We start from the raw sequence: 17,439 nt of genomic DNA on the forward strand, positions 1-17,439 counted from the left end.
ACCATGGGCCAAACTGCAGACCCCAACCATATCTCCAAAAAGAAGCAGTACTACCCGGTCACGGAGCAGCTGGCCCGGTACCTGCGCGAGTATGATCGGGCGGCCCCGCTGCCCATCACCTACCAGGACCTGCTCCACTTCACAGATGCCTACCCGTTTTATGACCGCTACGGCCACGATACGCTTTGGCAGACGGTGGTGTATGACCAGGGCCAGATGCACGAAATCTACGAAGGGCTCACGCGCATTTACGTGCAGCTGAAAAGTGGCGGGAACGAGAGCCTCATGGAGCAGCTTTCCGTGCAGCGGGTGGATTACTGCACCTTCGGAAATTCTAATCCCTTCCGCATCCGGATCGTGAACCTGCTCAATGACAACTATGACTATTTCTACTTCAAGAAAGCCGATGCCTCGCGCATCTACGGTCTGGAGCTGGAGCACGTGCTGTCGCCTAACCGCATCAATTACCTGGTGCACGGCGGATCGCTCATAGAAGAGCACATTGCGGGCATCCCCGGCGATGAGTTCATCAAACATTATCTCAGCCGCCCCAACCTGAACAAGGTGCGCCTGGCAAAGGAGTTCGTGAAGTTCAACGAGCGCTGCTTTGCCCTGCTCCTGGGCGACATGCGCTCCTATAACTATGTGGTGGCCGTCACCCCCGATTTTGAGGAGGAGCAGTACCGCGTGCGGCCCATCGATTTTGACCAGCAGACCTACGAGGGGCGCAAGACCATGTACCTGCCCCAGTACTTCAAAGACAACAACCCCATTGTGGCGCTCTGCATGCAGTGGCTCCAGCCCGAGACCATGAAGCAATACCAGAACGAGGAACGCACCCTGCTCTTCCGGCGCATCCGGGCGGCCCGCTACCGCCTCAAGGACCTGATTGACTGCATGCGGCAAGACACCATCTCCACCCCCGAGAAAATAAAGCAACTGAGGGAGGAACTGGCCCGCCACCATGGTCTGGATGAGTTTCTGCTTTGCCGCTCCATGGGTGATATTGTGCGTCTGCAGTTGAAACTGATGGTTCGGCATTTATAATTTCGCTTTCTTTCCTAAAAATCAGCCCTAAAACGGTTCTTTCCGTATTGGGGCGAGATGATTGCTCTTATGCCTACCCAACTAGTGTCCAAAGTGCAGCCCCTGCTGCGGATTTTCAGTGATGCCCTGGCGCATTTCCGGCAGAATGATCCACTGCGGCTGGCCTCCTCAGTGGCATTCTTTACTTTGTTCGCGCTGCCGCCCACCCTTATTCTGGTCATTTCGCTGCTTGGCGTTCTGTTCAACGATGCCCTCATTACCGGGGAGCTTTTTGAGAAACTGCGCGGTGTGGTAGGCGAGGACGTGGCCGGGCAGATTGAGCTTATCTTGACCAACTTCCTGGATCTGCAGGGGAACGGCTGGGCCGCCGCGCTAAGCTTCCTTTTCCTGACCTTTGTGTCTACCACCTTGTTCACCGTGGTGCAGAACTCCATCAACCAGCTCTGGAACATCAAAGTGCGGGGGCACCAGCATCTTAGGGGGGCTTTGCGCAACCGGTTCAGGGCACTGCTCATCATTCTCTCCAGCGGCATTTTGTTCCTGGCGGTGCTGGTGATAGACGCCTCGGTGGCTTTTGTCAATGACAATTATGTGCTGGTAGACGAGCAGTTTCAGTTACAGCTCATTCAGGTACTCAACCGCATCTTGGGGTTGGTGGTGGAGACCGCCTGGTTTGCCATCATTTTCCGGTTTCTGCCCTTTGCGCACATGCCTACCAGGGCAGTTTGGGTAGGGGCAGCTGTGACGGCTTTCCTTTTCCTCTTGGGCAAGATGGTGCTGGCCCGGTTCCTGGTGAACAGTGGATTGGGTTCTATCTATGCCACCTCCGGCTCCATTGTGGTGCTGCTGCTGTTTATTTTCTACTCAGCCATGATCTTCTTCTATGGGGCCTGTTTTACGTTGGTGTACGCCCGTTACCGGCATCTGCCCCTGCACCCCAAGTCCTTCGCCACCTTCTATGAGTGGCGCGAAACAGACCATTCTCCTTTGGAATAGCCTGTTTAAAGGCTGATTTTCTAAAAACGATGCATAAAGGTTTCTTGCTTTAAAAAGAAGTTTGATCGGGCTCACCTAACGGATAACCAAGGCTTTTCTTCGCTTTTTTGGTTTTACACCAAGTAAAGATTTACAAGCGTTTGTTTGATTTGCTTGCTTTAAGCGTTCAGGGGTTTTAAATTGCTTATCAGTTAAGAAGCATCTAAGCCAACTGATTGTAAGTCAAACCTATTTATGAAGAAAAGTAATTTATTCTGGCTGGCCTCTGCCTTGAGCGGGGTAGTGGCAGTAGGCTGTTCCAAGCCTGCCGTGCAGCAGACAACCACCGCTGCTCCTGCGGCGGTAAGTCAGGCCGAGGAGCCGACGGTGAAGGGCGTGGGCTTGAATATGGCCAACCTGGACCGCAGCGTGTCGCCGTGCGAGGACTTCAACCGTTTCGCCAACGGCGGATGGATGAAAAACAACCCAATTCCTGCCTCTGAGAGCGGCTGGGGCAGCTTCAACGAGCTGGCCGACCAAAACAACGCCACCCTTCGGGCCGTGGTGGATGCCGCGGTAAAACAAACCAACGCCACCAAAGGCACTTCCACCCAACTGGTAGGTGATTTCTATGCCGCCGGCATGGACTCTGCCGCCATTGAGCGCGCGGGACTTACCCCTTTGAAACCGGAACTGGACAGAATCAACGCCATCAAAGACCGCAACAGCCTGCTGAGCATCATGGCGCGCATGAGAGTGCTGGGTCGTGGTGGGGTGTTCGGGTTCTACGTGGGCCAGGACGATAAAATCAGCACGCAGTACATCGTGAACATCAACCAGAGCGGCCTTGGGCTGCCGGACCGCGATTACTACACCAAAACCGATGCCCGTTCCCAGAGCATCAAAGCCCAGTACCTGAAGCACGTGACCAACATGTTCCAGCTTCTGGGCGACAATGAGGCTACTGCCCGTAAGAACGCCGCCAAAGTGGTAGAGTTGGAAACCCGCCTGGCCAACGCCTCCATGACCCGGGTGCAGCAGCGCGATCCGCATGCCACCTACAACAAAATGTCTGTAGCCGATCTGCAGAAACTGGCGCCCAACTTCAACTGGCCTACCATGTTCAAGAACATGAACGTGACTGGCGTGAAAGAAGTCATTGTAGGGCAGCCTGCTTTCCTGAAAGAAGCCAACGCCATGCTGGCCCAAGTACCGGTTTCTGACTGGAAAACCTACCTGCGCTGGCACCTGGCCCGTACCTCCGCGGCTTACCTGCCGAAGGCCTTCGTGCAGGAAAGCTTCAACTTCAACGCCAAATTCCTAAGCGGCGCCAAAGAAATGCAGCCGCGCTGGAAGCGGGTTCTGCGCATGACCGATGCCACCATCGGTGAGGCCCTGGGCCAGGAGTACGTTGACAAAGCCTTCTCGCCGCAGGCCAAAGCCAAAGCGCTGGAGATGGTTAGCAACCTTCAGGCCGCTTTCCGGGAGCACGTGAAGAACCTGGACTGGATGAGCGAAACCACCAAGCAGCAGGCGCTGGGCAAACTGAATGCCTTCGCAGTGAAAATCGGTTATCCAGAGAAATGGGAAACCTACACCGGCCTTACCGTGAGCCGCAACTCTTACCTGCAGAACGTACTGCAGGCTTCTGAGTGGGGCTTCAGAGACAACGTGAGCAAACTGGGCAAACCCGTGGACCGCACCGAGTGGGGTATGACACCGCCAACCGTGAACGCCTACTACAACCCAAGCATGAACGAGATTGTGTTCCCCGCCGGGATTCTGCAGCCTCCGTTCTTTGACCCTAACGCTGATGATGCCGTGAACTACGGTGGAATGGGCGCAGTAATCGGTCACGAACTGACCCACGGTTTTGACGACCAGGGCAGCCAGTACGACCCGGAAGGAAACCTGCGTGACTGGTGGACCGCTGAGGACAAAGCCAAGTTCAAAGAGCGCACCGATCTGGTAGACCGCCAGTACAGCGCCATGCAACCTTTGGACAGCGTGTTTGTAAACGGTAAACTGACCATGGGCGAGAACATCGCCGATATCGGGGGCTTGAACATCGCCTTCACTGCCCTGCAGAAAGCCATCGCCGGCAAGAACGTAGGCAAGATTGACGGTTTCACACCAGAGCAGCGTTTCTTCCTGGCTTGGGCCCAGATCTGGCGCAACAACTCTACCCCAGCCGCCCTTCGCCAGCAAGTACAAACCGACCCGCACTCTCCGGCCCAATTCCGGATCAACGGCCCGTTGTCTAACATGCCGCAGTTCTACAAAGCCTTCAACTGCGGCCCAGGCAACAAAATGTACCGCCCAGACGCCGAACGCGTGAATATCTGGTAATCTCAATTTATAGGCCATTTTAGTCAAAACAAAACAAAAACGCACCTCATGGCTGAGGTGCGTTTTTGCTTTATTTAAATTACAATTCCCCCGATTAATAGGCTAGAAGATGAATTGAAGAGCCACAACCATCTGCTTCTTGCGGCAGGCTGGGGTGAAGGCCTACAGTGAGGCCGAGAACCGGGCTGACGCAACGAGGAACGTGCCAAGCAGTAGTGGCCTGCGTCTACTATGCAACAGAGGACGGCGGCAGGGTGGTACGTTGATTGAAGCCTCACTGTCCGAGCGTCAGCGAGTTTGAGACTTCTTGATTCTTTTGGTTACTTTTCTCATCAAGGAGAAAAGTGACAAACCTCCAAACGGAGGAACAAGCGCTGGAAGCTGAGCAAGAAGGAAGTGGGAGGTAGCTGCATTTAGTGAATTGAAGGGTAGTATATCGCCGTTTTTGGTGAGAACACCAACAGCGGGGATATATTTCAAACAGGAACCTCTTCCAATTCGCCAATCAGGAGATTGGCTGTCCGGGAAGTGCGGAGAGCGCTGCCGCTAACTCTCCGCACAACGCAGGGATATGAGGCTAGCGCCTCACTGCAGTTGCAAACTGCAGGCCATGGTAGGTCCAAGTCACAGACTTGAACCAGGGAGAAAAAGAGAACCTTCGTCACGCATTATTCCCGAACCAAACGAAAAACGCACCTTTTCTGAAGGTGCGTTTTAAAGTAAAAAATTAAATTAAAAGCTATCTTATCACTTTCACTTTCATCCCCACATCCTTCAAAGGCCATTTGGTCTGGTCCACCGGCACAGCCGCAATACTGTCCACTACTGCCATACCTTCCAATACCTCGCCAATCACGGTAAAGGTCTGGTCCAAGTTAGGGGCCCCTCCAATGGTACGGTAGGCTTGTTTCTGGGCCGGGGTAAGGTTGAGTTTGAATTCCTTGATGTTAGCCTGTAACTCGTAGTCGGAAAGTTTGTGGCCCTGGACGATGTAGAAGTCTTTGTTGGAAGACATCCGCTCAGGGTTCTCCTCATCGCCGTAGCGCGCCATACCCACCGCCCCGCGCTTGTGGAAGTAATGTGGCTTGATTTCGGGCGGGATCCTGTAGGTTCCGATCTTCATGGTCTGGAAATCTGACCGGCCGCCCTGGATCATGAAGTCTTTCTCAACCCTGAAGAACACGGTTTTGTCAAAGAAGCCGTAATTGGCCAGTCGCACAAAGTTGGCCCGGTGCAGAGGCGTGTCTTTGTAGAGCCTGATCTTGATATCGCCTTTGGGCGTGCTGATGAGCACCAGCGTGTCATTGGGGTGAGCCTTTCCGTAGGCGGTGAGGGTATCTACCACGGTTTCCTGCGTAAGGATGGCGGGAGCGGGTGGGGGAGTAGGTGCCTTGGCAGTTGTGGGTTGGTCCTGCTTCTGGCCGCAAGCTCCCAGAAAGACCAGGCCCGAATAGATCATTATTTTTATGGACCGTGCGTAGGTCAAGCGAAATGAGGTCATTTTTTAAAATCTGCTGCTTTTCTGGTGTGGGTAAAACTAGAAATTAGAAGTCATTTACTCAAGGAAATCGGCGGTATCGGTATCTGGGTGCCATTTCCAGTCTGGAGTTTTGGGTGGAAAGCTTGAGGTTTAATATAGTAAAATTCTATATTAAAAGGCAGTTATACGGGTGAAAAAATTGAAAGATTCAAGGATTTAGCTTGTAATTAGATTTTGTTGTGCTTAAATTAGTTCTTATCAGATCGTGATAAATCCTAATCCCAAACCACAAACAATCCTCCCTTCTATGTTTAACAAGTACACTTCTCGCCCCCCATTCAAGTTTTTGGTTGGAGCCGCCGCAATTGCCTCCACCCTTATGTTCCAGAGCTGCGAGCAGGCCGAAGAGGCTGTGCAGCCAGAGGAAATTGTAGGAGTTTCTGACAGTGGCTCCGTCATTGCCGGTAAATACATTGTGGTACTCAAAGGCAACAGCGGCCTGAGGCTGGCCGAAAGTGCCTCTTACCCAGAACGGCAGCGCCAGGTGAAAAGCTTCGGGCAGCAGATCCTGCGTGAACGTGGCCTTAACCCCGAGGCCATTGAACATACCTACGGCAAAGCCCTGCAGGGATTCAGTGTTTCCCTTTCTGAGGCAGAAGTAAACAAACTGCGCCGTGATCCACGGGTTGATTACATTGAGCAGGATAAGATCATCAGCTTAGGTAAGCCTGGTGGAGGAGGTACTGCACCAACTTCCCAGACTACGCCATGGGGTATTACCCGCGTTGGTTCTGCGAGTGGCGTGGGTAAAACTGCCTGGGTTATTGATACTGGCATTGATTTAACCCACCCAGACTTGACCGTTGATGTATCGCGTAGCAGAACCTTCATTACCACCGGCAGAGATGCCAATGATGCGGATGACGGAAATGGGCATGGATCGCACGTAGCTGGGACCATTGCCGCAAAGAACAATACAATTGGCGTAATTGGTGTCGCGTATGGTGCTACGGTTGTAGCAGTTAAGGTGCTTAACTCACAAGGAAGCGGATCAACTTCTGGCGTTATTGCCGGGGTGGATTATGTAGGTTCAGTAGGTAGCCAGGGTGATGTCGCTAACATGAGTTTGGGTGGCGGTGTTTCTACTGCTTTGGACAATGCTGTGCTTAATGCATCCAATGCAAAAGGAGTTATTTTCTGCCTGGCAGCAGGGAACGAGAGTGATAACGCCAATAACCATTCTCCGGCTCGCGTGAACGGAACCAACATTCTCACTATTTCTGCCATGAATAGCTCAGGTGCCTGGGCGTCTTTCTCTAACTACGGCAACCCTCCGGTTGATTACTGCGCCCCTGGGGTAAGCATTCAGTCAACCTGGAAAGACGGTGGTTACAACACCATCAGTGGTACTTCAATGGCCACACCACACGCGGCCGGGGTAGCGTTGCTGAGAGGGAAAAGTGTAGGGTTCAGTGGATATGTCACAGGCGATCCAGACGGGAAAGCTGATCCAATCATCCATTTATAGTAACATAGTATTCTATAGCAAGGCCGCCCCTGGTTTCAGAGGCGGCCTTGCTGTTTTAAGCTCTTTTTAGGAAAATGAACCCTAAACGGAGACTATAAAGAAAGGGTATTAAGCTGTAGTTCCCTCGCCTACAGCAATAGGACGGTTATTCCGGCACCATTCGCTCCAGGAACCCACGTACAGTTTGGCTCCTGTGATGCCGGCGCTTTCCAGGGCCAGCAACGTATGGCAGGCAGTTACCCCGGAACCGCAATGCACGATGATGTTTTCCGGCGCTACGTCTTTGGTCACGACTTTATACTTCTCCTGCAGCTCCGCGGGGGAAAGGAAACGACCGTCCGGACCTAAGTTGCCGGTTAAGGGAACGTTCACGGCTCCCGGGATATGGCCGGCCACTGGGTCAATGGGTTCGCTCTCGCCCAGGTATCGGTAGGCATCCCGCACATCAATGATCAGGTGGTTTTTGTCTCCGGCAACCTGAGCCACTTCCTCCATATTAGCGGTGGGGCGCTGCCAGGCCGTGATCGGGTAAGCCGAAGTGCTGGCGGGCGCCGGAACCTCATGGCTGGTGGGGAAACTAGCTTGCAGAGCCGCCTGCAGGCCTCCGTCAAGTACCTGAACCGGCTCATGGCCTACGGCCTTAAGCATCCACCAGAAGCGGGAAGCGGCATTTGCTCCGTTTTTATCATCGTAGATCACCACCCTTGAGGTGGGGCTAATGCCCAAAGAACCCAGGTAAGCGGCAAATTGATCTATAGCCGGAAGCGGGTGTCTGCCTCCCTGTGCTGCATCCTCTGGAACCGTTGCTAAATCTTTCTCCAGGTCTACATGCCAGGCCCCGGCTAGGTGCTCTTTTTGGTATTGCGAGAATGCATCGGGGCCTTGCCGCGCGTCAATAAGCACCAGGTCTTTATCTTGGGCTAAGGCAAGCAGGTCCTTGGGGTCCAGAATGGGAGATAGCATAGCAGATGTTTAAGGGTGGAGAGCAAATAAAGTAAATCTTCCGGCAGGCTGAAAGGAGTTTAGAAGCTAACCCTTCCGTTTAGAGGCTGTTTTCTGGAAAAAGGCCTCTAAACGGAAGGGGGGCAAACGCTTACTCAGCCTTGGGGTCTTCGCAGTTAATGTCTTTGAAAACCTGGCTGATGGCATCCTCGGCGCTGCGCAGTTTTTGCTTGCACAGTTTAATGAGCTCAGAGGAACGCTGCACTTTCTGGGTCAGTTCATCCACATCCACATCATCGTTTTCAATGGCTTTTAAGATAGCCTCTAGTTCCTGGGTGGCTTGTTTATAGGTGATATTGCTCATAACGTTTAATTAAGAATGGGGAATTAAGAATTAGGAATTGGAAAAATTGGAATAAGGTATGGCATGAAAAGTTGCTTGAACCTGATTCTTAATTCCTAATTCTTAATTCTGAATTATATAAGTTTAGTCAAAAAGGTCTGGTTCTTTGGTTTTGGTCACTTTACTGATCACCGAGCCGGCCAGCAACCTGGTTTGCAGTACATCGCCGGGGGTTACCTGGTCCAGGGAGCGGAGCAACTTGCCATTGACGTAGGTGAGCGTGTAGCCGCGCATCAGCATGATCTCGGGGTCATGCGACCTGACATCCATTTCCATAAGCTGGAGCTGGTGCCCTTTGATCTGCAGGTGGTCCTTGGCGCCATACAGGAGACGTTGCTGGTTTTTCTGGAACTGCATCTGGGCGTTCTGCAGTCGTTGTTTCGCGGATAATTGAATGCAATGCTCCACGTGAGTCACCTTGCGCTGACCGGTTTCCATTTTCTTAAGGGAATTGGTCTCCAGGTGCAGCAGATATTGCTGTTGCCGGTTTTCCTTCGCCCTTAGCAACTGCTCCACGGTATGGGTAAGGCGCAGCTCCTCGCACATGACGTGGCGCTGTTCACTTGTAAGGAATTTCTGCGGTTTGTCAGATAGGGTGCGGGTCTGGCACTCCAGCTGGAACTGCCGGCGGTGCAGGTACTGGTTTGTGCCTTGCTGCACCTGGGCAGCCAACTGGGAAACGCGGCGCTCGGCTATCACGGCCAACGCAGTGGCGGCATCCTTGATCTGCAGAAACACTTCCTCTACGCTTACCTCAAACTCGTTGAGCCGGTCAATGAGGAAAGCCGCTACTGCGGTAGGCGTTTTCAAAGGCGTATGGGCCACCAGATCGGTAATGGACTCGTCGCGTTCGTGGCCAATGCCCGTGAGCACTGGCAGCGGCATCTGGGCTACCGCCGAGGCAAGCTCGTAATGGTCAAAGCACAAGAGATCGGTCTGGGAACCACCACCCCTGATGATGACCACCGCATCAAATGCCTGCTGCTGCAAAGACACCCGGGACAAAGCCGCCTTGATGGACGAGACCGCCTCAATACCCTGCACACTGGCCTCAAAAAGCGTGAGCTTGAAGGCATAACCGAAGGGGTTGTTTGCCAGTTGGGCCACAAAGTCCTGGTAACCGGCGGCGGTAGGGGAGGAAATAATGGCCAGCCGTTGCGGCACCTGGGGCAGAACCTGCTTTTTGTTCAGGTCCAGCAATCCTTCGGTTTGCAGGCGGGCGATGGTTTCCTGGCGCTGGCGGGCAAGGTCGCCTACGGTATAAGTAGGGTCAATGTCGTGGATGTCTAGGCTGAAGCCGTAGAGTTCATGGAACCGGGGGCTGGCGTTGAACAGGATCTTCAGCCCCGCCCTAAGCGGATGCCCGGTCTGGGACTCAAAGTACTGGGCAATCTCCTGATACTGCCGTTTCCAAATGGTACCGCGGGCCTGGGCCGTAAGGGTGCTCTTGGAGCCGGGTTCTTTATCAGTGAGGGTAAGGTAGCAGTGGCCGCTTTGGTGATGCACCCGGGCCTCGGAAATCTCCGCGATGATCCAGTACCTGTGCGGCAGGGCATTCTCTATCTCCTCGCGCAGGCGCCGGTTGAATTCATAGAGCGTGAATGGCCTATTGGTACTAACGGTAAACGAAATCTCTTCGCTACTATTCTGAAAAAATGTCCCCATGCCGTGCGCTCCTCTTGATTTCAGTAGGCTAAAATTACGGTTTTTCTGTGGGCCGCCAATCAAATTGCTAAAAATTTAAGCAATTTACCTCCGGTAGGTAAAGTCCAGAGAACTGCGGTCCAAGGAGTTAAGCCCTTCCTCTAAGTAAAGGATTTTTACTTAATTATTATGGTGAACTTAAGCCGAAATGATTTTCCCTGAGTTAGGAGAATGAGTAGCCTAGGGTTTTCTTAATAAGGTAACGCAGTCAGAATCCGTAGTAGAGAAAGAGAAAACCTCTGAGTGGATTACCTGAAATCCGTGCTTTTCAGAAATGGAGCAAAACAGGTCCTTAGTCATGTAGTTCCTCCAGCCCGGATTGTCAGTGAATTTGCCGTTCGGATTCTTATCATAATTAGAGTGGTGGAATAAGGCAAAAGCCCCAGACTTTAGAACCCTGAAACTATCAGCTATGTAAGACTCTACTGCTTCCTTCTCAAAGTGTACCATGGCATCATAAGAGAAGACTGTTGTGAGCGCATTGTCTTTGATGCAGTCAATTGGTATTCCAAGGCCACTTTCGTTATGGATGTATACTACGTTTTTATAGTTGCCAAATCTCTGCTCTGCCAATTGTAAGGCTGCTTTAGAAGAATCTAAAAGGTAAAGTTCTTCTATTTTATCCATCACCTGCGCCGAATGCCGGCCAGTGCCGCAGGCTATTTCAAGCGTGTTTTTTAAATCTAAGGTTTGAAACAACTTGAAAAAAACACTGTCCTCAGCCCAAAAGACCTTAATCCAGTCTTCCTGGTCAGCACTGGCATAATAGTCAAAATCAGGACCTCCTTTCTCCCAGAATGAAATTATCCTTTTCGTAGCGTTCTTTTCAGTAGGGAAATTGATAGCTATGTACTTGTTTATCTTTTCAAGAAGGCCCATAAAAAACTATTTAGACCTGTAAATTAAGGATTTTCTCTGGCAGTAAGTAAAGGTTAGTAATCTTGTGCGCAGAAACAGTTCTTGATGAGGTTAAATTGTTGCAAAAGTACAAATCCTTGGGCGGGCTCTTCGCGTTGTAAGAATCATTCCTATCTTTGGTAGCGCCATTGAAGCGGGAGGCTTCAGCACATCACAACAACCGTATGTCAACACTAGTACTCAGCGAGATTTATATTTACCCTATCAAATCATTAAGTGGCATCTCCCTTACCTCTGCCCAGGTAGAGGAACGGGGCCTGCAGTATGACCGTCGCTGGATGCTGATTGACGACAGCGGTATTTTCCTGACCCAGCGCAAATACGCCGAGATGGCGCTTCTACAGGTGGCCCTTACCCCCGAGGGCCTGCAGGTGACCCATAAAACCCGCGATCTTACGCCCTTGCTGGTACCCTATGAGACCAATAGCACCCGCTCTACCCTGGTCACTGTATGGGACGATATCTGCTTTGCCTTCATTGTGAGCCCCGAGGCCAATGCCTGGTTCTCTGAGGCGCTGGGTATCAGCTGCCGCCTCGTGTATATGCCAGAGAACTCAATCCGGCTCATTGACCCCAACTACGCCAAGCACAACGAGAAAGTGAGTTTCTCAGACGGCTACCCGTTTCTCATCATCGGGCAGGAGTCTCTAAATGACCTAAACAGCCGATTGGAGGAGCAAGTGCCTATTAACCGGTTCCGGCCCAACTTTGTGTTCACCGGCGGGCAGCCCTACGTGGAGGAGAAGTGGAAGACCTTTAAGATAGGCGAGGTGCTGTTCTACGGGGCAAAACCCTGCGGCCGCTGCAACGTGACTACCATCAACCAGGATACCGCCCAAGCAGGGGCAGAGCCGCTCAGAACGCTTTCTTCCTACCAGAAGAAAGGCAACAAAGTCATCTTCGGGATGAACCTAATAGGTTTGTCTACGGGCATGGTGAAGGTAGGCGACAAGATCACGGTAATGGAGGTAGGCCCAGCCGCCAGTGCGGAATAGGTTTTCGCGGGATCTTCCTACCTTTGCGCCACAGGCATAATTCCTGTTTAGGGGTCGTTTTGATGAAAACGCCTCTGAAACGATAACCTGGGCATTCACATTAAAAATACGTTTCGCGCCATGACGCAACACAGCCGCTATCTGATCACCGCCACCGGAGGCGAAGAAATAGACCTTACCTACGCCAAGGAACTGCGCAGCAACAACTTGTTTCCGTTTGGCCTGCACAACTACGCCATATACCAAACCCCCGAGGGCCAGTTTGTGAAAGCCACCAACTCAGACAACCCTAACCTGATGCTGGACCAGTACGAGGTAATTGAGGAAGCCGCCGCCCGCGGGTACTCACATCCGCACCAGCGCGTAGAAGAAGAATAGAAAATGCATCGCCGCAGGTCTTCCTGCGTAAAATAACCCGGTCTTGCCCAAGAGAGAACCTTCTCCGGCAGTACCGGGTTATTCTTTTTAAAGACCTGACTAAGATGCAATTCAATATATTTCTAATTCGCTTACACTTCCTGTTTTTTATTGCTTTTTGTGGATTATTGGTATTTACGGGCTGTAGTCCGCAGAACTCGCTGCGCGGGGTGTTCAAGAAACAAACGCCTTATGAGAAGTACCACGCCGGCCTGAAAGCCGCCAAACTGGATGAGACCGGCCTGGGTAAACAGTGGGTAGCCGCTGGCGAGCGCGCCCTGCAGCAGGCAGTGCCCGTCACGCTTCCGTTCAAAGAGACCGGCTATTTCCCCGCCGATAAACCCTTGGCCGCCAGTTACCGCTTCACGGTAAAACAAGGCCAGAAAGTGGCCGTGAAGGTGCAGACCCAAGGCCGCGAGGTGCCCCAGGTGTTCATTGACCTGTTTGAAACCGATCCCGCTAATCCAACTCAACCCAAACAAGTAGCCAACGCCGATACCACGGCCCAGAACTTGGAATACGAGATTGAGGAGGAAGTGCCTCACCTGTTGCGGGTACAGCCTGAACTTTTGAGAAGCGGCCAGTACACCGTTACCATTGAGAGCGCCCCCGTACTCGCGTTTCCGGTGCAGGGCAAAGACAGCCGGGCAGTGCAGAGTTTCTGGGGCCAGGACCGTGATGCCGGAGCCAGAAAGCACGAGGGAATTGACATTTTTGCGGCCCGCAATACGCCGGTGGTGGCCTCGGTGGAAGGAATGGTGACCAGGGTGAATACCACGCCCATCGGGGGGAAAGTAGTCTGGCTTTCTGACCTGAAAAGGCAACAAAGCCTGTATTACGCGCACCTGGATAGCCAATTGGTGCAGCCCGGTCAACGCGTTTCCATTGGCGATACCCTAGGCTTACTTGGTAACACCGGCAACGCCATTTCCACCGCCCCGCACCTGCACTTCGGGATTTACCGGTTCGGGGAGGGCGCGGTAGACCCCTATCCGTACGTGTTCAAGGACCGCACCAAACCAGCCTCTTTCCAGGCCGATGAGAAAAAACTGGGCAACTGGGTGCGCGTGGCCAAACCCAATACCTCCTTGCGCGAAGCCGCTTCTTCCGGGGCAGCCCCGCTGGAAAAACTGGCGCAGTACACGCCTTTGCAGGTGCTGGCTGGTTCCGCCTCCTGGTACCGCGTCCTGCTCCCAGATGGCCGCCAGGGCTACGTAGCCTCTTCTTTGGTAGAGAACCTGGATAAACCTATCCAAGCCATCCGGCTGCGCCGCGAGGCACCTTTGCTGGAGGCTTCCGCGGCAGATGCCGCTACCCAGAAAAGCATTTCCGCTGATTCAACGGTGCGCGTATTGGCCAAGCAGGATGCGTTCTGGCTCGTGAAAGACGCCGAGGGTACCACCGGATGGATTCCCGCCGATGTGGCCCGCTAACCTGTCAATTGCGGCTCTTTTGAACATTCGGCCTCCAGTGAACGTATTTTATAGAGACAAACAACACTTCTGACTACATAATCATTTACCATACCATGCAACCTTAAAACAGGATTATGGCCGAACTATGGGCAGTCACCAGCGCACACTCTTTTATATCAATCAAATATGAAGAGGAGCAGGATTGGTTTTACGTGAAGTGGAGCGGTCACATCAACTCAGATGATGTGGTGACGGTAGCCAAAACGTACCTGAATCTGCAGAAAGAAATGCACTGCCCTAGACTGTTGAATGACAAAAGCGATGTAACCGGCGAATGGGAAGAGGCCAACGATTGGCTGGAGTTTGAATGGAAACCAGACCTGGCGGAAACCGGCCTTAAATACATGGCCATGGTCCTGTCGCGCGATATGCATGACCAGGCGGCCGCCCGGGATTTACAGCGGCGGCTGTCCTCCAATATCATTGTCTCTTTGTTTCATGACCTGGCCACTGCTAAAGCGTGGTTAGCCAACCCGGAGGAACCAGATTAGCAGTGATTTTTTCCGGTCTGGTCCAAGGGCCTTACTGCTTTATCTCTCTGGCAAGGTCCTTTGCGTCTTTGGTGGTTTCCAGCGTCAGGTATTCGGCTTGCAGGGCTTTGATCTTGAGTTTGTCCTGGCCCGGAATCTGATCTTCTACCTGGTCTTTCTTCTGGTTAAGTCGGCTATAAATCTCGTCTACGTAGTCCCAGTCTGCGGCGGTCCAGGTGGCGCGGCGGGCCCGTACGTTCTGCAGGAACTGGGTGTACACGTCCCGCATCTGGGTAGCCGTGAACTGGGCATCCAACGCGTTAGCTGATCCAAAGAGTTCTTCTTCAAAGCGCTGCAGGGTTTCCTGGTTCAGGGGCATCGCGCTCCTTTGTTGGTTGCGGGCTTCCCAGTTCTCATATTTTCTTCTCAGTTCTTTGTACTCGGCTTTGGATTTGGCCGAGAGGCTATCCAGTTTGGTGTCCAGGCGTGCGGTCTTTTCCCTGAATTCCTCCCTGATGCGGGCACCTCTTCTGGTGGTGTCCCTGTCATTTCTGCCGGTACTATCGGTTTTATCTTTCATCCAGTCCCGTAACTCGGCTAAGTCTTGTTCCGCCCGGGTTCTGGGCTGGTTATTGGGGTTGTCATTGGAGGGGGAAGTGCGTTCACAGGCGCTGCCGCCCAGCAAGACCAGCGTGAGGGCACCTGCCGCCAGGAATTTTGAATAGATCGGGTTCATATTGCTTTTTTCCTATGTATACGAAGGTTTTTGGTTTGGGATGGTTCTCTGGTTTTGGTCCGTACCCCTTGTGGAGATACCATCCTTTTTCACCACCCAGGAATTCAGACAATCGGCAGTAGGGAAAGAGCTTCTTGGATAGAATAAAAGAACCGGGCCTGTTTAGGGGCTGTTTCCTGGAAAACAGCCCCTAAACAGGCCCGGTTGGGTATTGAAGGAGATCGGATTAAAACAAACCGAACAGTTCGATGTTGATGCGGTCAATGATCACGCCCAGGTCCTCGGGGTTCTGCACGAAGTCCATCTGGTTTACGTCAATGACCAGCAGTTTGCCGTGCTTGTAACCTGCAATCCACTGGTCATAGTGCTCGTTCAGGTTTTTGAGGTACGCCAGGGAAATATTGTCTTCGTAGTCACGTCCGCGTTTCTGGATCTGGCCAATCAGTTTAGGCAGGTCGGCTTTGAGGTACACCAGCAGGTCCGGGGCTTTCACCATTTTGGTCATAGACTCAAAAAGGTTAAAGTAGTTCTGGTAATCGCGGTCGCTCATCATGCCGGAGTGGTGCAGGTTCTTGGCAAAGATGTACGCGTCTTCGTAAATGGTGCGGTCCTGAATGACGCCGTTGGTACGCTCGTTGATTTGCAGGACCTGGTTGAAGCGGCTGTTTAGGAAGAAGACCTGCAGGTGGAACGCCCAGCGTGGCATGTCTTCATAGAAATCTTTGAGGTAAGGGTTGTTGTCTACGGCTTCTAGGAAAACATCCCACTTATAATGTTGGGCCAGCTTGGTAGCCAGGGTGGTTTTTCCGGCCCCAATGTTGCCTACTATTGCAATATGCATGTGCTCTCTCTACTGTTGTTAAACGCGGACCGCAAAAGTACGGGTTTAACCTCAGATTTCAGGCAGGGCTTTCTGTATGAGGTTAAAAAAGAAGGTGCCAGGTCTGGTTTAGGCTAAAGACTCCCCCATCCACTGGACCACGTTCATCAAGGAAAGCTTGATTTTGGTGAGCAGCAGGTCTTTCTCCTGCAGGGTGCCTTTCTTCCAGGATTTGAGTTCCTGCTTCAGTTGTTTGTTCTCCTCTTTGGTACGCGGCGTAGACAACAGCTCACTGAGCTCTGGTTTACCGCCGTCTACCCAGCAGGTGTACCAGAAAGAAGCCGTCTTCTCTGCCGAGGCCCGCATGCGGTCCTGCACCATGGTGCCTAAGGCCTGGTTGTAGGCGGTGGCGAAAGCGTCTGTGTAGTTTTTGCGGGTGCGGCCGTTGCGCTCTGAGATGGTGTATTTGGTGGCCTCGGTGAAGTTCTGGCTCACCTGCTTTTCAATGGCCAGCAGCTGCGGCACCAATAGGTGCGAGGCTTTGATCACTTTCCAGATTTCTTCCTCGGGGTTTTTGAGGTACTGTGCTTTGTCGTGTCTGAGGTTGTAATTGGCCAGGTTCTGCTCGGGGAGCTTAGATTCCCAGAGGCTGTGCAGGCCGGTCTGACCGGTTAACTGCCCATCATGGTTCAGGCTGGTGTGCAGCGGCACGTGGGCATCCTGGATGTAGTGGGCCAGGTCTGCGGAGTAGAACAGAATACTGTCTTTGTCTCGCCGGTAAAAAGCCTGGGTCAGCCGGTCTTTGATTTTGAGTACCTGCCACGGCACTACGCCGTATTTTTGCAGCGTATCTGGGCTGAATTTGGCGGCGGCGGCATTATAGGAATGCGGCACCTGTTCCAGCGGATTCTCCCCAAAAGCCTCCAGGTCTATAAAGTGGCGGGGTGCCTCATGGGGATCTGAATTGCGGCGCTCATCTGGCCGTATTGATGTCTCCACTAGGTGCGCCATGTTGCGGTGAAAGAACGGTTGCATGCTTTTGGGCAGCCCGTAAATAGCCAGTTGCTGAATCACCTTGTGCCCGAAGAAACCCCAGGAATATCCAGAAACTGAACTGCTCAGAATAATTCCTAGTATTAATGTAAATTTTACAATACGGCTGTAAAACATAGGTTTTAAA

General features: G+C 52.5%; 16 protein-coding genes. 8 read left to right on the plus strand and 8 right to left on the minus strand.

All coding sequences use genetic code 11. The annotated features are described in order from the left end of the window. Positions 1–3 precede the first annotated feature (3 nt). From J3P35_RS08640 to J3P35_RS08650, 3 genes are all read left to right on the plus strand, one after another. Positions 4–1,047, plus strand: a complete 1,044-nt coding sequence (locus J3P35_RS08640) for a hypothetical protein (protein WP_210463923.1) — start codon at positions 4–6, stop codon at positions 1,045–1,047. A 69-nt stretch (positions 1,048–1,116) separates the two neighbouring features. Further along, positions 1,117–2,043 (plus strand): YihY/virulence factor BrkB family protein, encoded by a 927-nt coding sequence (locus J3P35_RS08645; protein WP_210463924.1) that lies wholly within the window; start codon positions 1,117–1,119, stop codon positions 2,041–2,043. Between the two features lie 234 nt (positions 2,044–2,277). Further along, complete coding sequence (locus tag J3P35_RS08650) at positions 2,278–4,371, plus strand: M13 family metallopeptidase (protein WP_210463925.1); 2,094 nt, start codon at positions 2,278–2,280, stop codon at positions 4,369–4,371. Between the two features lie 739 nt (positions 4,372–5,110). On the opposite strand, the gene J3P35_RS08655 is transcribed toward J3P35_RS08650, so the two are convergent. Further along, the gene (locus J3P35_RS08655) at positions 5,111–5,830 is read right to left on the minus strand and encodes a peptidylprolyl isomerase (RefSeq protein WP_246850040.1); all 720 of its coding nucleotides are present in this window, start codon (positions 5,828–5,830) and stop codon (positions 5,111–5,113) included. A 328-nt stretch (positions 5,831–6,158) separates the two neighbouring features. On the opposite strand from J3P35_RS08655, the gene J3P35_RS08660 reads away from it, so the two are divergent. Then, positions 6,159–7,379 carry a S8 family peptidase gene (locus J3P35_RS08660; RefSeq protein ID WP_210463927.1) on the plus strand — a complete coding sequence of 407 codons (1,221 nt, stop codon included), beginning with the start codon at positions 6,159–6,161 and terminating at the stop codon, positions 7,377–7,379. Positions 7,380–7,487: 108 nt separating this feature from the next. On the opposite strand, the gene J3P35_RS08665 is transcribed toward J3P35_RS08660, so the two are convergent. The 4 genes from J3P35_RS08665 to J3P35_RS08680 all read right to left on the minus strand — a co-directional run bounded on the left by J3P35_RS08665 (position 7,488) and on the right by J3P35_RS08680 (position 11,307). Beyond that, complete coding sequence (locus tag J3P35_RS08665; RefSeq protein ID WP_210463928.1) at positions 7,488–8,342, minus strand: sulfurtransferase; 855 nt, start codon at positions 8,340–8,342, stop codon at positions 7,488–7,490. Between the two features lie 130 nt (positions 8,343–8,472). Further along, a complete protein-coding gene (gene xseB / locus J3P35_RS08670) occupies positions 8,473–8,685 on the minus strand; it encodes an exodeoxyribonuclease VII small subunit (RefSeq protein ID WP_149088834.1) in 213 nt (70 codons plus the stop codon). A 123-nt stretch (positions 8,686–8,808) separates the two neighbouring features. Continuing rightward, a complete protein-coding gene (gene xseA / locus J3P35_RS08675; RefSeq protein WP_210463929.1) occupies positions 8,809–10,389 on the minus strand; it encodes an exodeoxyribonuclease VII large subunit in 1,581 nt (526 codons plus the stop codon). 219 nt (positions 10,390–10,608) lie between these two features. Next, a complete protein-coding gene (locus tag J3P35_RS08680; RefSeq protein ID WP_210463930.1) occupies positions 10,609–11,307 on the minus strand; it encodes a class I SAM-dependent methyltransferase in 699 nt (232 codons plus the stop codon). Between the two features lie 203 nt (positions 11,308–11,510). Between J3P35_RS08680 and J3P35_RS08685 the strand changes: the two genes are divergently transcribed. From J3P35_RS08685 to J3P35_RS08700, 4 genes are all read left to right on the plus strand, one after another. Next, positions 11,511–12,341 carry an MOSC domain-containing protein gene (locus J3P35_RS08685; protein WP_210463931.1) on the plus strand — a complete coding sequence of 277 codons (831 nt, stop codon included), beginning with the start codon at positions 11,511–11,513 and terminating at the stop codon, positions 12,339–12,341. A gap of 120 nt (positions 12,342–12,461) precedes the next feature. Continuing rightward, complete coding sequence (locus tag J3P35_RS08690) at positions 12,462–12,719, plus strand: hypothetical protein (RefSeq protein ID WP_210463932.1); 258 nt, start codon at positions 12,462–12,464, stop codon at positions 12,717–12,719. 104 nt (positions 12,720–12,823) lie between these two features. Continuing rightward, positions 12,824–14,191: a M23 family metallopeptidase gene (locus J3P35_RS08695; protein ID WP_246850042.1), complete on the plus strand. Its 1,368-nt coding sequence runs from the start codon at positions 12,824–12,826 to the stop codon at positions 14,189–14,191. Between the two features lie 116 nt (positions 14,192–14,307). Next, a complete protein-coding gene (locus J3P35_RS08700; RefSeq protein WP_210463933.1) occupies positions 14,308–14,724 on the plus strand; it encodes a hypothetical protein in 417 nt (138 codons plus the stop codon). 31 nt (positions 14,725–14,755) lie between these two features. Here the strand turns inward: J3P35_RS08700 and J3P35_RS08705 are convergent, their stop codons facing one another. The 3 genes from J3P35_RS08705 to J3P35_RS08715 form a co-directional block, all read right to left on the minus strand. Next, positions 14,756–15,439, minus strand: a complete 684-nt coding sequence (locus tag J3P35_RS08705; RefSeq protein ID WP_210463934.1) for a hypothetical protein — start codon at positions 15,437–15,439, stop codon at positions 14,756–14,758. A gap of 226 nt (positions 15,440–15,665) precedes the next feature. Beyond that, positions 15,666–16,280, minus strand: a complete 615-nt coding sequence (locus tag J3P35_RS08710) for a deoxynucleoside kinase (RefSeq protein ID WP_210463935.1) — start codon at positions 16,278–16,280, stop codon at positions 15,666–15,668. Positions 16,281–16,388: 108 nt separating this feature from the next. Further along, the gene (locus J3P35_RS08715) at positions 16,389–17,429 is read right to left on the minus strand and encodes a zinc dependent phospholipase C family protein (RefSeq protein ID WP_210463936.1); all 1,041 of its coding nucleotides are present in this window, start codon (positions 17,427–17,429) and stop codon (positions 16,389–16,391) included. Positions 17,430–17,439 lie beyond the last annotated feature (10 nt).

The organism is Rufibacter roseolus (genome assembly GCF_017916365.1).
In the GTDB taxonomy this organism is placed as follows: Bacteria; Bacteroidota; Bacteroidia; order Cytophagales; family Hymenobacteraceae; genus Nibribacter; species Nibribacter roseolus.

Coding starts and splice junctions, on each gene's coding strand:
- J3P35_RS08640 (WP_210463923.1), top strand. CDS start 4: ATGGGCCAAACTGCAGACCCCAACCATATCTCCAAAAAGAAGCAGTAC.
- J3P35_RS08645 (WP_210463924.1), top strand. CDS start 1,117: ATGCCTACCCAACTAGTGTCCAAAGTGCAGCCCCTGCTGCGGATTTTC.
- J3P35_RS08650 (WP_210463925.1), top strand. CDS start 2,278: ATGAAGAAAAGTAATTTATTCTGGCTGGCCTCTGCCTTGAGCGGGGTA.
- J3P35_RS08655 (WP_246850040.1), bottom strand. CDS start 5,830: ATGATCTATTCGGGCCTGGTCTTTCTGGGAGCTTGCGGCCAGAAGCAG.
- J3P35_RS08660 (WP_210463927.1), top strand. CDS start 6,159: ATGTTTAACAAGTACACTTCTCGCCCCCCATTCAAGTTTTTGGTTGGA.
- J3P35_RS08665 (WP_210463928.1), bottom strand. CDS start 8,342: ATGCTATCTCCCATTCTGGACCCCAAGGACCTGCTTGCCTTAGCCCAA.
- xseB (WP_149088834.1), bottom strand. CDS start 8,685: ATGAGCAATATCACCTATAAACAAGCCACCCAGGAACTAGAGGCTATC.
- xseA (WP_210463929.1), bottom strand. CDS start 10,389: ATGGGGACATTTTTTCAGAATAGTAGCGAAGAGATTTCGTTTACCGTT.
- J3P35_RS08680 (WP_210463930.1), bottom strand. CDS start 11,307: ATGGGCCTTCTTGAAAAGATAAACAAGTACATAGCTATCAATTTCCCT.
- J3P35_RS08685 (WP_210463931.1), top strand. CDS start 11,511: ATGTCAACACTAGTACTCAGCGAGATTTATATTTACCCTATCAAATCA.
- J3P35_RS08690 (WP_210463932.1), top strand. CDS start 12,462: ATGACGCAACACAGCCGCTATCTGATCACCGCCACCGGAGGCGAAGAA.
- J3P35_RS08695 (WP_246850042.1), top strand. CDS start 12,824: ATGCAATTCAATATATTTCTAATTCGCTTACACTTCCTGTTTTTTATT.
- J3P35_RS08700 (WP_210463933.1), top strand. CDS start 14,308: ATGGCCGAACTATGGGCAGTCACCAGCGCACACTCTTTTATATCAATC.
- J3P35_RS08705 (WP_210463934.1), bottom strand. CDS start 15,439: ATGAACCCGATCTATTCAAAATTCCTGGCGGCAGGTGCCCTCACGCTG.
- J3P35_RS08710 (WP_210463935.1), bottom strand. CDS start 16,280: ATGCATATTGCAATAGTAGGCAACATTGGGGCCGGAAAAACCACCCTG.
- J3P35_RS08715 (WP_210463936.1), bottom strand. CDS start 17,429: ATGTTTTACAGCCGTATTGTAAAATTTACATTAATACTAGGAATTATT.